Origin of the sequence: Streptomyces sp. NBC_00667 (genome assembly GCF_036226825.1) — a bacterium.
Taxonomy (GTDB): Bacteria; Actinomycetota; Actinomycetes; order Streptomycetales; family Streptomycetaceae; genus Streptomyces.
The window spans coordinates 3,369,949-3,382,968 of sequence record NZ_CP109022.1; the positions used below are offsets into that span (position 1 = coordinate 3,369,949).

At 71.7% G+C, this 13,020-nt stretch carries 12 protein-coding genes; 7 read left to right on the plus strand and 5 right to left on the minus strand.

What is annotated here, in order from left to right:
- Position 1 precedes the first annotated feature (1 nt).
- Together OHA81_RS15670 and OHA81_RS15675 are read left to right on the plus strand one after the other, a co-directional pair.
- A complete protein-coding gene (locus OHA81_RS15670; protein WP_329196514.1) occupies positions 2–2,314 on the plus strand; it encodes a SpoIIE family protein phosphatase in 2,313 nt (770 codons plus the stop codon).
- A gap of 48 nt (positions 2,315–2,362) precedes the next feature.
- The gene (locus tag OHA81_RS15675) at positions 2,363–3,415 is read left to right on the plus strand and encodes an AI-2E family transporter (protein WP_329196515.1); all 1,053 of its coding nucleotides are present in this window, start codon (positions 2,363–2,365) and stop codon (positions 3,413–3,415) included.
- Between the two features lie 25 nt (positions 3,416–3,440).
- Here the strand turns inward: OHA81_RS15675 and OHA81_RS15680 are convergent, their stop codons facing one another.
- The 4 genes from OHA81_RS15680 to OHA81_RS15695 all read right to left on the minus strand — a co-directional run bounded on the left by OHA81_RS15680 (position 3,441) and on the right by OHA81_RS15695 (position 6,161).
- On the minus strand, positions 3,441–4,403 hold the full coding sequence (locus OHA81_RS15680) for a pirin family protein (RefSeq protein WP_329196517.1): 963 nt from the start codon (positions 4,401–4,403) through the stop codon (positions 3,441–3,443).
- 215 nt (positions 4,404–4,618) lie between these two features.
- A complete protein-coding gene (locus OHA81_RS15685) occupies positions 4,619–5,077 on the minus strand; it encodes an SseB family protein (RefSeq protein ID WP_190185660.1) in 459 nt (152 codons plus the stop codon).
- Between the two features lie 48 nt (positions 5,078–5,125).
- Entirely contained in the window at positions 5,126–5,329 is a 204-nt protein-coding gene (locus OHA81_RS15690) for a DUF397 domain-containing protein (RefSeq protein WP_329196519.1), read from the minus strand.
- Positions 5,310–6,161 (minus strand): helix-turn-helix domain-containing protein, encoded by an 852-nt coding sequence (locus OHA81_RS15695; RefSeq protein ID WP_329196521.1) that lies wholly within the window; start codon positions 6,159–6,161, stop codon positions 5,310–5,312. Before OHA81_RS15695 ends, OHA81_RS15690 begins: the two co-directional genes overlap by 20 nt.
- A 122-nt stretch (positions 6,162–6,283) precedes the next feature.
- Between OHA81_RS15695 and OHA81_RS15700 the strand changes: the two genes are divergently transcribed.
- From OHA81_RS15700 to OHA81_RS15720, 5 genes are all read left to right on the plus strand, one after another.
- Positions 6,284–6,490: a hypothetical protein gene (locus OHA81_RS15700; protein WP_329196523.1), complete on the plus strand. Its 207-nt coding sequence runs from the start codon at positions 6,284–6,286 to the stop codon at positions 6,488–6,490.
- On the plus strand, positions 6,487–6,906 hold the full coding sequence (locus OHA81_RS15705) for an ATP-binding protein (RefSeq protein ID WP_329196525.1): 420 nt from the start codon (positions 6,487–6,489) through the stop codon (positions 6,904–6,906). Before OHA81_RS15700 ends, OHA81_RS15705 begins: the two co-directional genes overlap by 4 nt.
- Positions 6,907–6,973: 67 nt before the next feature.
- Positions 6,974–8,800, plus strand: a complete 1,827-nt coding sequence (locus OHA81_RS15710; RefSeq protein WP_329196526.1) for an acyl-CoA dehydrogenase — start codon at positions 6,974–6,976, stop codon at positions 8,798–8,800.
- Positions 8,801–8,977: 177 nt separating this feature from the next.
- A complete protein-coding gene (locus OHA81_RS15715; RefSeq protein WP_329196528.1) occupies positions 8,978–9,718 on the plus strand; it encodes a hypothetical protein in 741 nt (246 codons plus the stop codon).
- Between the two features lie 102 nt (positions 9,719–9,820).
- Complete coding sequence (locus tag OHA81_RS15720) at positions 9,821–11,125, plus strand: M18 family aminopeptidase (protein WP_329196530.1); 1,305 nt, start codon at positions 9,821–9,823, stop codon at positions 11,123–11,125.
- A 36-nt stretch (positions 11,126–11,161) separates the two neighbouring features.
- Here the strand turns inward: OHA81_RS15720 and OHA81_RS15725 are convergent, their stop codons facing one another.
- Positions 11,162–13,000: an NHL domain-containing thioredoxin family protein gene (locus OHA81_RS15725; protein ID WP_329196532.1), complete on the minus strand. Its 1,839-nt coding sequence runs from the start codon at positions 12,998–13,000 to the stop codon at positions 11,162–11,164.
- Positions 13,001–13,020 lie beyond the last annotated feature (20 nt).

Here is a 13,020-nt window from a genome sequence, read left to right on the forward strand (position 1 = left end):
GGTGCGCACCGAGGACGTCCTGGCCGCGATCGCGACCGGCCTGTGGCGATGGGACAACGCCTCCGGGATGGTCGCTCTCGACAGCGAGGCCGCCCGGCTGCTCGGGCTGCCCGCCGAGCCGGCCGTCCTGCCCGAGGTGGCCGTACGGTCGCGGTTCCACCCGGTCGACTGGAACGAGATCAAGGCCATCGTGGACCTGGCCGTCGCCGAGGGCACCCTCGCCGAGGCCCGGCTGCGGATCGTCGACGCGGACGGGCGCGTGCTGCGCACCGTACGCAGCCGCTCCAAACCGGTGCCGGCCGCCACCACGCACGGCAGGATCGACTACGAGCTGATCGGCACGGTCCAGGAGATCGCCGAGCCGCAGCCGGGCACGACCGCCGCGCACACCCCGATCACCGGCGACTGGCGGCGCTCCCGCGAGGCCTTCCTGCTGGACGCGGGCCGGGCGCTGGCCGAGGCCCGGTCGACGGCGGAGGTGCTCCGGGTCGCCGCCTCCCTCTCGATGCCGGGGTTCAGCCCCGACGGGCTGGCCGTCTTCGGCGTGGACGGGGACCGGCTGTCGATCATCGGCCACCACGGGCACGGCCCGGGGGACGAGACCCCCTTCACCGAGATGCGGCTGGACACGGCCTATCCGGCCGCGGAGGTGGTCCGCACCGGCCGGGCGGTCTACCTGCCCACCTCCGAGGAGTACAAGCGGCGCTTCCCCGCGACCTGGCCGCTGGCCGAGCCCTTCGGCCGGTCCTCCTGGGCCTTCGTCCCCCTGATCGTGGCCGGGCGGACCATGGGGGCGTGGATGGCGGCCTTCAAGCACCCGGTGTCCTTCTCGCCGGACGAGCGGTCCGTGCTGACCACGGTGGCGCGGATGCTGGCGCAGGCCCTCCAGCGCGCCGGGGTGACGGAGTCCGAACGGGAACTCACCACCGGCCTGCAACGCTCGATGATGCCGCAGCTGGGCCCCGAAATCCCTGGCATGCGGATCGCCGCCCGGTACGTCCCCACCGGCGGCGGGCTCCAGGTCGGCGGCGACTGGTACGACATGATCCCGCTGCCCTCCGGCCGGTTCGCGCTGGTCATCGGGGACGTCCAGGGCCACGACGTCCGCGCCGCGGGCCTGATGGGACAGCTGCGCATCGCGGTCCGCGCCTACGCCTCCGAGGGGCACCGCCCGGACGCGGTGCTCTCCCGGGCCTCCCGCTTCCTCGACGGGCTGTGCTCCTCGCAGGAGAAGGACGGCCCCCGCGGCTACGCCGACGGGTACGACGGCGGATACGGCGGCGAATACGGCGGTGGGTACGGCGGCAGGTACGGCGGCGGCCGTGACGGCGGATCCGCCTCCTCGTACACCGACGGGGGGTACGCCGAGGGCGGCCCCGACCCGGACTACACCAGCCCGCGCTTCGCCACCTGCCTCTACATGGAGTGCGACCCCCGGACCGGCCGGCTGGAGGTGGCCCGCGCCGGCCACCCCGACCCGGTGGTCCGGATGACCGACGGCACGGTCCTGATGCGGCCGACGGCGGGCGGACTCCCGCTCGGGATCGTCCCCGACGCCGACTACCCCACCACCTGCTTCACCCTCGAACCGGGCGAGACGCTGATGCTGTGCACCGACGGCCTCATCGAGACCGGCGGCCACGACCTGGACACCGGCTGGGCACGGCTGCGGGCCGTCCTCGAAGCCGAGGACCCGGCCGGCGGGCCGGAAACCGGGGGACCGGACGCGGAGCACCTCGAAAAGCTCGCCGACCTGCTGGTCCAGGCCGTCCACGGCCCGTCCTCGCACCACACCACCGGGCCGCTGGCCGACCGGCGCGAGGACGACATAGCCGTGGTCCTGCTGTGCCGCGAGGGCGGGGGCTGCGGCTGCGGCACCTCGGTGTCCCCCCACACCCGCCCGGCCCGGCGCACCGTGCTGACCGTGGCCCAGGCCGAGCCGGAACGGATCTCCGGGGCGCGCCGGCAGGTGCGGGAGCTGCTCCACGACTGGGCGGACCCCGACCAGGTCGACTCCGCGGAGCTGATGGTCTCCGAGATGCTGACCAACGTGCTGACGCACACCGACGGCGACGCGCTGCTGGTCGCGGAGGCCCTGGGCGAGCTGGGGACCCGGCGGCTGCGCGTGGAGGTCGCGGACTCCAGCGACGAGCTGCCGCACAAACGGCACCCGGGCGAGATGGCGTCCAGCGGCCGCGGGGTGCTGCTGATGGAGATGCTGGCCGACGCGTGGGGCGTCGACCCCCGCGGCGAGGGCAAGTCGATCTGGTTCGAGCTGCGCGAGCAGGCGAAGGCCGAAGACTCCGACGGCTGACGCCCGGCCTGCCCGGGAAGCGCCGGGCGTGCGTGGTTGGATGCAGCCGTGGTGACTCCCCTTCTGCCCGGGCCGGTGCGGCGCCTCGCCGCCTGGTGCGTGGTCGTGCTGCTGGTTGCCGGAGTGCTCGCCGTCGGCGTGTGGCTGTGCGTCGTCTTCAAGGCCGCCCTCACGCCCGTACTGCTCGCCCTGCTCGGCACCGCACTGCTCGGGCCGCTGCACCGGCGGCTGGTCGGGCTGGGGGTGAACCGGTCCCTCGCCGCCGCGCTGACCTGCCTGGCCGTCGTCGCCGTCGTGGGCGGGGCCGGCTACGTCATCGTCACGGCGCTCATCGACACCGGTGACGAGATCCTCGCCTCGCTGCGGCGCGCCGGGGAGGGCCTGAGGGCGCACTTCGGCGTGGCGGGAACCTCGCTGCAGGACCTCGCCAAGAACGCCAGGGAGCTGCTGACCAAGTTCGGCGGTACGGCCGCCTCCGGCGTGATCACCGGCCTCAGCGTCGTCGGCGAGTTGATCGCGACCAGCGTGCTCGCGCTCCTGCTGATCTTCTTCTTCCTGCGCGACTCCGACCGGGTCGCCGGCGCGCTGCGCTCCCTCGCGCCCGCCGCCACCGGCGACACCGTCGAGGCCGTGGCGCGGCGCGCCTACAAGGCCGTCGAGGGGTTCATGCGCGGGACCACCTTCATCGCGCTGATCGACGCCCTGTGCATCACCGCCGGTCTGCTGGTGCTGCGGGTGCCCGGGGCGTTGGGACTCGGCGCGCTGGTGTTCGTCGGCGCCTACATCCCGTACCTGGGCGCCTTCATCTCCGGGGCGCTCGCCGTCCTCGTCGCCCTCGCCGACCGGGGCTGGGTGATCGGGCTGTGGGCGCTGGGCGTGGTGCTCGCCGTCCAGGTGCTGGAGGGGCACGTCCTGCAGCCGCTGATCCAGAGCCGCACGGTGCAGATGCACCCGGCGGCGGTCATGCTCGCCATCACGGCGGGGGCGAGCGTCGCGGGGATCCTCGGCATGCTGCTCGCCGTACCGCTGACGGCCGCCGCGTCCGGGGTGCTGTCCGAGCTGCGCGCCCGTTACGCGGCGAGCGGGCAGACCACCGTGTGACGGTGTTCTGCCCGCTGTCCCCGGCTCAGCGCGTGCGCGCCGTGGTGGGTACGGTCCCCAGCCGACCGGCCTGGAAGTCGTCGAACGCCTGCTGGAGTTCGTGCTTGCTGTTCATCACGAACGGTCCGTAGTGCGCCATCGGCTCCCGGATGGGCCGGCCGCCGAGCAGGACGATCTCCAGCGCGGGGGCGTTGGAGTCCTGCGAGGCGTCCGCACGCACCGTGAGCGAGCCGCCCTCGCCGAACACGGCGGTCTGCCCGGTCTGGACGGGCCGCCGGTCCTCGCCGACCGAGCCGCGCCCGGCCATGACGTAGGCGAGGGCGTTGAAGTCCTCGCGCCACGGGAGGGTGATCTGTGCGCCCGGGGTGACGGTCGCGTGGATCATCGTGATCGGGGTGTGGGTGATGCCCGGGCCCTGGTGCCCGTCGAGCTCACCGGCGATCACGCGGAGCAGCGAGCCGCCGTCGGGGGTGGTCAGCAGCTGCACCTGGCCGCCACCGATGTCCTGGTAGCGCGGGGGCATCATCTTGTCGGAGGCGGGGAGGTTCACCCACAGCTGGAGGCCGTGGAAGAGCCCGCCGCTGACGACGAGCGACTCCGGCGGAGCCTCGATGTGCAGGAGGCCGGAACCGGCGGTCATCCACTGCGTGTCGCCACCGTTGATGACGCCGCCGCCGCCGTTGCTGTCCTGGTGGACGAAGGTTCCGTCGATCAGGTAGGTCACGGTCTCGAAGCCGCGGTGGGGGTGCCAGGGGGTGCCCTTGGGCTCGCCCGGCGCGTACTCCACCTCGCCCATCTGGTCCATCATGATGAACGGGTCGAGGTACTGGTAGTTGATCCCGGCGAACGCGCGGCGCACCGGGAATCCCTCGCCCTCGAAACCACCGGGGGCGGTCGTGACGGCCAGCACCTTACGGGCGGCGGTCTCCTGGGCCGGTTCCGCGACGCGGGGGAGCGTCAACGGGTTCTCCACAGTCACTGCAGGCATGGTCGGGCCTCCTTCTGCTTCGACTTTAGTTGAAAGTCGAACTTTCTGCCACACCCGACTGAACAGCGCCCCACTCGTCCGCATTCCCGTCCCGCCCCCAGACACGACGAAGCCCGCCTCCGCCGGATCGGCGGGGCGGGCTGGGGGTGCGTTCGCGCGGGGCGGCTAGCCGCCTGCGCGGCAATGGCGTCTAGCCACCTGCGCAGCAATGGCGTCTAGCCATACATGCGGCGCATGGCGTAGTCGACCATCTGCTCGACCGCCTTCGCGTCGAAGACCATGCGGTGGTCGCCCTCCATGTCGAGGACGAAGCCGTACCCGGTCGGGAGCAGGTCGATGACCTCGGCGCCGGTGATCACGAAGTACTTGGACTCCTTGCCGGCGTACCGGCGGAGCTCCTTGAGCGTGGTGAACATCGGGATGACCGGCTGCTGCGTGTTGTGCAGGGCCAGGAAGCCGGGGGTCTCGCCGCGGGGGCAGTAGACCTTCGAGGTGGCGAAGATCTGCTGGAAGTCCTCGGCGGCGAGCTGCCCGGTGGTGAAGGCCCGTACGGCGTCCGCGAGGGAGGGCGGCGACGGCTCGGGGTACAGCGGCGGCGCCTGTTGCGCGTACCCCTGAGGGGGCTGCTGCGCGTAGCCCTGCTGGGCACCCGGGTTCTGGTCGTAGCCGTACATGCGCCGAAGCCTACCGAGGCGGTGGGGCGCCCGACCGCCGAGTTCCGGTCAGGACGCCTTGAGGGTGGCGATGAAGGGTGTCCATGCCGCCGCCGCGACGACGATCGCCGGGCCGCCCGGCCGCTTCGAGTCCCGCACGGGCACGACCCGGTCCAGCCCGTCCGCCACCTCCACGCAGTCGCCGTTGTCGCCGTTGCTGTGGCTGCTCTTCCGCCAGACGGCCTTGGGGAAATCAGCTGCGCTGCTTGCCATTTCGTAGGTCCTCGGCTGTCGATTCGATCATGGCCAGGGACGCTTCAGACGGCAGTGCGGCGGCCCTGAGCCGATCGTATGTCTTCCTATACCGCTTCACGAGCGCCAGATCGTCAATGAGTTGGCCGTGGTACGGACCCTCGGTGTACATGACCGGCGGCTCGTCGTCGAACTCCATGAGCTTCATCGACTGCCCCATGAACGGGCTGAGGGGTGCGTTCCACAGAAGGATCTGTGGAACGATCCGGCGGCGGCGCGCCAGTGCGGCCACGTGTTCCAGCTGATCCGCCATCTCCTCGGGCGGCAAAAGTGGGCTCCGCAGCAGCGACTCGTGCAGGATCACCCAGTATTCCGGCCGCTGCGGGTCATCAAGGAGCCGTCCTCGCTGAAGTCGGTTCCGCACCTTCACGTCCACCTCTTCCGGCAGGTCGAGAGGGTGCGTGACATGCGTGATCGCCCGGGTGCACGGCGCCGTCTGCAGCAGCCCGGGGATGATCGCGTGGGCCCACTCCTCGATGGACCGGGCCCGCTTCTCCATCTCGGCAACCGGGGCGAAGTACGGCGCGAGGGTGCCGTTGCGAGCCTTACGGACGTCCTCGCAGCACCGCTCGAAGAAGCCGTCCGTCCTCAGGACGGCATCCACATGACGCGCCAAATCCAACGGCATCCGCCGCTGGGCCCGTTCGATCTCGCTCAGGTAGCTGACCCCGTAGAAGCTGCCCTCCACCGTCTGCTCCAGCGTCAGGCCTGCCGCCTCGCGTTTCCAGCGCAACTCCTTGCCGTAGAAGGCCGGCACGCTGGCCGATCCATCGATGCCTTTACGTGCGGCCATCGTCGGGGCCCGCCTTTCCACACCTCGCACTGTGGACCAGAAACCCTTCCCACGGTACGCACCCCGGCCGCAGGCTGTGAGCGGTTCGTCACAGTCAGTCCCCACCGGAACGGAAGCCCCCCATGAGCACACACGCCGCCGACCGCGAGGCGATCGAGGCCCTCGACCGGCTCCGCGCCGCGCTCGCCGCGCACGGGATCACGTTGCCCTCCCTCGACCTCCACCTCGCCTCCTACGCCAGCGGCTACGGCAACCCGCCCCTGATCACCCTCGGCAACTGCAACACCGCCACCGCGCAGCGCCTGGCCGCCGTACTGGCCGACCGGTGAACGGCCTCAGCATCCGGCTGCTCGCCACGCCCGAGGCGGTGTCCGGGCTCAGGCGGGCGGTACGGGAGCACCTCGGGGAGCCGTGCGCCGACGTACAGCTCTGCGTCAGCGAGCTGCTGGCCAACGTGATCACCCACCTCGGCGCGGGCACCCCCGTCACCCTGCGCATCACCACCCCGCGGATCACCGGAAGGGCAGCCCGTACCCGGGTCGAGCTCACCGACCCCGATCCGCGCGCGTGGCCCGTACTGCGCCGGGCGAGCGGAACCGAGGAGTCCGGGCGGGGGCTGGCCCTGCTCGACGCAGTGGCCCTGCGCTGGGGGGTGACACAGGGCGCGGGATGCAAGACCGTGTGGTGCGAGCTTGAGCCTGGTCACAGTCCGGACCGGAGGGTTGCCCTTATTACCGGCGGGTAGCATCATGTTGTTACCGATTGGTATGTACGAGGAACCTGTCTCCCCGAGCCTTAACGGAGCCGTCGCCATGGGGCACTACAAGTCGAATCTCCGCGACATCGAGTTCAACCTCTTCGAGGTGCTCGGCCGCGACAAGCTGTACGGCACCGGCCCGTTCGGCGAGATGGACACCGAGACCGCCAAGAGCATCCTGGCCGAGCTGACCAAGCTCGCCGAGAACGACCTGGCCGCCTCCTTCGAGGACGCCGACCGCAACCCGCCGGTCTTCGACCCGGCCACCAACACCGCGCCGGTCCCGACCTCCTTCAAGAAGAGCTACCAGGCCTTCATGGACTCCGAGTACTGGCGCCTGGGCCTGCCCGAGGAGATCGGCGGCACCACCTCGCCCCGCTCCCTCATCTGGGCCTACGCGGAGCTGCTGCTCGGCGCCAACCCGGCCGTGTGGATGTACTCCTCCGGTCCGGCCTTCGCCGGCGTGCTCTTCGAAGAGGGCAACGAGGCGCAGAAGAAGATCGCGCAGATCGCGGTCGAGAAGCAGTGGGGCTCGACCATGGTGCTCACCGAGCCGGACGCCGGCTCGGACGTCGGCGCCGGCCGCACCAAGGCGGTCCAGCAGGACGACGGCTCCTGGCACATCGAGGGCGTGAAGCGCTTCATCACGTCCGGTGAGCACGACATGTCGGAGAACATCCTCCACTACGTCCTCGCCCGCCCCGAGGGCCACGGCCCGGGCACCAAGGGCCTGTCCCTCTTCCTCGTCCCGAAGTTCCACTTCGACTGGGAGACCGGCGAGCTGGGCGAGCGCAACGGCGTCTACGCGACGAACGTCGAGCACAAGATGGGCCTCAAGGCCTCGAACACCTGCGAGATGACCTTCGGCGACCAGCACCCCGCCAAGGGCTGGCTGATCGGCGACAAGCACGACGGCATCCGCCAGATGTTCATGATCATCGAGTTCGCCCGGATGATGGTCGGCACGAAGGCCATCGCCACCCTCTCCACCGGCTACCTGAACGCGCTGGAGTACGCCAAGGAGCGCGTGCAGGGCCCGGACCTGGCCAACTTCATGGACAAGACGGCCCCCAAGGTCACCATCACCCACCACCCCGACGTGCGCCGCTCGCTCATGACGCAGAAGGCGTACGCGGAGGGCATGCGCGCCCTGGTCCTGTACACCGCGTCCATCCAGGACGAGATCCAGGCCAAGCAGGCCGCGGGCGAGGACGCCTCCGCGCTGGTCGGCCTCAACGACCTGCTGCTGCCGATCGTGAAGGGCTACGGCTCGGAGAAGTCGTACGAGCAGCTCGCGCAGTCGCTGCAGACCTTCGGCGGTTCCGGTTACCTCCAGGAATACCCGATCGAGCAGTACATCCGGGACGCGAAGATCGACACCCTCTACGAGGGCACCACCGCGATCCAGGGCCAGGACTTCTTCTTCCGGAAGATCGTCCGCGACCAGGGCGCCTCCCTGAACGTCCTCTCCGAGACGATCAAGAAGTTCCTGGCCGAGGCCGTCGGCGGCGACGACCTCGCCCCGGCCCGCGACGCGCTCGCCAAGGCCGCGGTCGACCTGGAGGCCATCGTCGGCCAGATGATCGTCGACCTCACCGCCACCGGCGAGGACGTCAAGAACATCTACAAGGTCGGACAGAACACCACCCGCCTGCTGATGGCATCCGGTGACGTCGTCGTCGGGTACCTGCTGCTCAAGGGCGCCGCCGTGGCCGCCGAGAAGCTGGCCGGCGCCTCCGCGAAGGACGTCCCCTTCTACACCGGCAAGATCGCCGCCGCGAAGTTCTTCGCCGCGGAGGTCCTCCCGGGCGTCTCGGTCCAGCGCGCGCTGGCCGAGAGCGTCGACAACAGCCTCATGGAGCTCGACGAGGCCGCGTTCTAGGCTGAGCCGCTCGGACGGTCACACGGCCGGACCCCCTCTGGGGGGCCCGGCCGCTGTCGTGCCGGGCCCCGCACGGCCCGGGCCACCGCCCCGCTGCACCTGGGGCCGCCGGGGCCGGCGCAGGGCCCGCGACCTGCGCATTCCCTGCTTGTCAGTCGGCCGTGGGACGCTCTAAGCATGACGCCACAGGATCAGCACGGCAACGGCAGGGGGTACTCCGTCCCCACCGGGCGGCCGTACGCCCTCAAGGAGCTGCAAGCGATGCTGGGCAGCCTCGGCGACCACGCCCGGGAGCTGTACGACGGCTCCCACCCCGCCGAGTACGAGGGCCTCGCCGACGCGCTCTACACCGCGTTCCAGACCGCCGCCGGCCTGGCCCCCGCCAAGAGCTACACCGGCTGCCCCGAGCACCCCAACGGCGCCCTCGACCCCGAGGCGCCCGACGGCTGGGGCCGCTGCCTGATCTGCAACGACCGGCGGAGGCTCGGCCTGCGCAGGCACGGCGGGCGCCCCGGCCCCGCCGCCCCGGTCCCCGGGGAGCAGCGCCGGCTGGGGTACCCGGTGCCCGAGCCCCCGTACACCCATGAACTGCTGCGGGGGTACCTCCGTACGATCGAGGACCAGCGCTTCCACCTCGGCATCTCCTCGCCCGCCGCGGACTTCGTACGGATCGCGGACGACCTGCACCGCGCCTTCATCGTCGCCCGGGAACTGTCCCGCCCCCGCAACGCCTCCGGATGCTCCGAACACCCCGGAGCACCGATCGACCCCGATGCCCCGCCGGGCGAGGCCTGTATCTTCTGCGCCGGACGCAAAAGACGCGCGCAGCGCCCGCCGCAGACCCCCGAGATGCTCCCGCGCATCCGCCGGGGCGAGCGGCGACAGCTACAGCGCAGATTCGAGCGTCCGCCGGGCTGAAAACGACGGGACCGCGGGCCACACACCCCGCGTCGCCCTGACCTTTCCGCTATCCGCCGCAGTCCGGCCATGGCGAACACGACCGTCGTTAAGGTGAACCACATGACCTCTCCCGCCCACTTCGACCGCGGCCACACCGACGACCTGATGGCCTTCCTGACGGCCAGTCCGTCGCCGTACCATGCCGTGGCCAACGCGGCCGAGCGGCTGGAAAAGGCCGGTTTCAGGCAGTTGTCGGAATCGGACGCCTGGGACTCGGGTACGGGGGGCAGGTTCGTACTCCGCGGCGGTGCCATCATCGCCTGGTACGTACCGGAGGGTGCCGCCGCGCACACCCCGTTCCGCATCATCGGCGCCCACACCGACTCCCCCAACCTGCGCGTCAAGCCCGTCCCTGACGCCGGGTCACAGGGCTGGCGGCAGATCGCGGTCGAGATCTACGGCGGGACGCTGCTCAACACCTGGCTGGACCGCGACCTCGGCCTGGCCGGCCGGCTGACGCTGCGCGACGGCAGCGAGCGGCTGGTGAACGTGGACCGGGCACTGCTGCGCGTGCCCCAACTCGCCGTGCACCTGGACCGGTCGGTGAACACCGACGGCCTCAAGCTCGACAAGCAGCGCCACATGCAGCCGATCTGGGGCCTGGGCGAGGTCCGGGAGGGCGATCTGATCGCGTTCCTGGAGGAGGAAGAGGGCCTGCCCCAGGGTTCGGTGGCCGGCTGGGACCTGATGGTCCACTCGATCGAGCCGCCCGCGTACCTGGGCCGCGACCGCGAGCTGCTGGCCGGGCCGCGCATGGACAACCTGCTGTCGGTGCACGCGGGCGTCGCGGCACTGGCGGCCGTCTCCGCGGCCGGCTCGGGGAACGCGAAGCTCGACCACATCCCGGTGCTGGCCGCCTTCGACCACGAGGAGAACGGCTCGCAGTCCGACACCGGCGCGGACGGCCCGCTCCTGGGCAACGTGCTGGAACGTTCGGTCTTCGCGCGCGGCGGCTCCTACGAGGACCGGGCACGGGCCTTCGCGGGCACCATCTGCCTGTCCTCGGACACCGGCCACGCCGTGCACCCCAACTACGGTGAGCGGCACGACCCGACGCACCACCCGCGCGCCAACGGCGGCCCCATCCTCAAGGTCAACGTCAACCAGCGCTACGCCACCGACGGCAGCGGGCGCGCGGTGTTCGCGGGCGCCTGCGAGCGGGCCGGGGTGCCGTGGCAGACGTTCGTCTCCAACAACTCGATGCCGTGCGGTACGACGATCGGTCCCATCACGGCCGCCCGGCACGGCATCCAGACCGTGGACATCGGCGTGGCGATCCTGTCGATGCACAGCGCCCGCGAACTGTGCGGCGCGGACGACCCGTTCCTGCTGGCGAACGCGCTGGTGGCCTTCCTGGAGGGCTGAGCCGGCCCCCGCCCCGCGGGGCGGGGGCCGTACCCCCTACGCGTCCATCCCGGCGAGGACGAGGGGGAGACGGGCGGTCCCGTCGGCGGTGACGGTCACCGGCACGCCCCAGTCCTGCTGGTGGACGTGGCAGGCCGGGTACTCGTTGGCGGGGTCGTCGTCGCAGGACGCGGCCATCGCGGAGACGTGCAGCACGCCTTCGGTGACCTCCGGGTTCAGCGTCAGGTCGCGGAACAGGTCCGTCCCCGGACCCTCGCCCGCCGCCAGCAGCTCGGGCGGGGTCGAGGAGACCAGGAGGCGGGTCGAGGGACCGTAGCGGGTGTCGAGCTTCTGCCCGCTCGGCGCCTGGAAGACCACGTCGAGCCGGAGCGTGCCGGGCGCGACCTCGGTGGCGGCGCGCTGCGTCCGGTGGGCGACCGCGTCGACCCGGACGGCCTCCTCGGGCAGCCGCAGCCGCGTCAGGCGGTGCCGGGCCGACTCCACGACCACGATGTCCCCGCCGACCAGGACGGCGTCGCTGGGCTCGCGCAGGTCGGTGGCGAGGGTGGAGACCTCGCCCGTCGCCGGGTCGAAGCGGCGCAGCGCGTGGTTGTACGTGTCGCAGACCGCGACCGAGCCGTCGGGCAGCGCGGTCACCCCGAGGGGGTGCTGGAGCAGGGCCTGGGCGGCGTCGCCGTCGCGGTGCCCGAAGTCGAAGAGCCCGGTGCCGACGGCGGTCCGTACGGCGTACTCCTCGCCCTCGCGTTCCAGGTACCTCAGGGCGCTGGTCTCGGAGTCGGCGACCCACAGCCGGTCCCCGGTCGCGGCCAGCCCGGACGGCTGCGCGAACCAGGCCTCGGCGGCGGGCCCGTCCACGAGCCCCTCGTTGGTCGTTCCGGCGGCCACGCCCACGGTCCCCGTCGCGGGGTCCCAGGTCCACAGCTGGTGCACGCCCGCCATGGCGATCCACACCTTGCCCTGCCACCACGCCACGTCCCAGGGCGAGGACAGGTCGACATCCAGGGCGGGCCCGGAGGTGGCCGAGCCCTGCCACCACTGGCGGCCCGTCCCGGCGACGGTCTCCACGGCCCCGGTGGCGGGGTCGTACGTGCGCAGCGCGTGGTTGACGGTGTCGGCGACGACGACCCGGCCGTCGGGCAGCAGCGCGAGGCCCTGGGGCTCGCTGAAACTGTCGGCGGTGAACCCGCGCTCGCCGCTGCCGATGCGCCGCACGACGCTCTCCCCGTCGGCGCCGAGCTCCACCAGCTGGTGCCGGGTGGAGTCCGACACCAGGAAGTTCCCCGAGGGCAGCAGCAGCGCCTTCCCGGGGAACCGCAGGTCGCTCGCCACGGGCTCGGGCGCCACGTACGGCCCGTCCCCGCGCCGCAGGGTCCCCTTGGCGGCGTGCTCGGCCTCCAGCTCCCCCACCAGCCGCTCGATGGCGTGCGCGTGCCCCTCACCGGCGTGCTGGGCGACGACGTACCCCTCGGGGTCGATCACCACGAGCGTGGGCCAGGCCCGTACGGCGTACTGCTTCCAGGTGGCCAGCTCCGGGTCGTCCAGGACGGGGTGGTGCACCTCGTACCGCTCGACGGCGTCCACGACGGCCGCGTGCTCGGCCTCGTGCGCGAACTTCGGCGAGTGCACGCCGACGATCACCACGGTGTCGCGGTGCTTCTCCTCCAGCTCGCGCAGCTCGTCCAGGACGTGCAGGCAGTTGATGCAGCAGAAGGTCCAGAAGTCCAAGATCAGGATGCGACCTCGGAAGTCGGCGAGCGTCAGGTCCTTCCCACCGGTGTTGAGCCAGCCCCCCTTGCCGATCAGCTCGGGGGCACGGACACGGGCACGCTTGCGGGGTGCGGGCGCGGGGGTGGGCGCCGGAGCAGCATCGTTCATCCTTCAAGCTTGCCATCCCC

Coding starts and splice junctions, on each gene's coding strand:
- OHA81_RS15715 (WP_329196528.1), top strand. CDS start 8,978: ATGACGCCACAGGATCAGCACGGCAACGGCAGGGGGTACTCCGTCCCC.
- OHA81_RS15700 (WP_329196523.1), top strand. CDS start 6,284: ATGAGCACACACGCCGCCGACCGCGAGGCGATCGAGGCCCTCGACCGG.
- OHA81_RS15720 (WP_329196530.1), top strand. CDS start 9,821: ATGACCTCTCCCGCCCACTTCGACCGCGGCCACACCGACGACCTGATG.
- OHA81_RS15685 (WP_190185660.1), bottom strand. CDS start 5,077: ATGTACGGCTACGACCAGAACCCGGGTGCCCAGCAGGGCTACGCGCAG.
- OHA81_RS15725 (WP_329196532.1), bottom strand. CDS start 13,000: ATGAACGATGCTGCTCCGGCGCCCACCCCCGCGCCCGCACCCCGCAAG.
- OHA81_RS15690 (WP_329196519.1), bottom strand. CDS start 5,329: ATGGCAAGCAGCGCAGCTGATTTCCCCAAGGCCGTCTGGCGGAAGAGC.
- OHA81_RS15710 (WP_329196526.1), top strand. CDS start 6,974: ATGGGGCACTACAAGTCGAATCTCCGCGACATCGAGTTCAACCTCTTC.
- OHA81_RS15695 (WP_329196521.1), bottom strand. CDS start 6,161: ATGGCCGCACGTAAAGGCATCGATGGATCGGCCAGCGTGCCGGCCTTC.
- OHA81_RS15680 (WP_329196517.1), bottom strand. CDS start 4,403: ATGCCTGCAGTGACTGTGGAGAACCCGTTGACGCTCCCCCGCGTCGCG.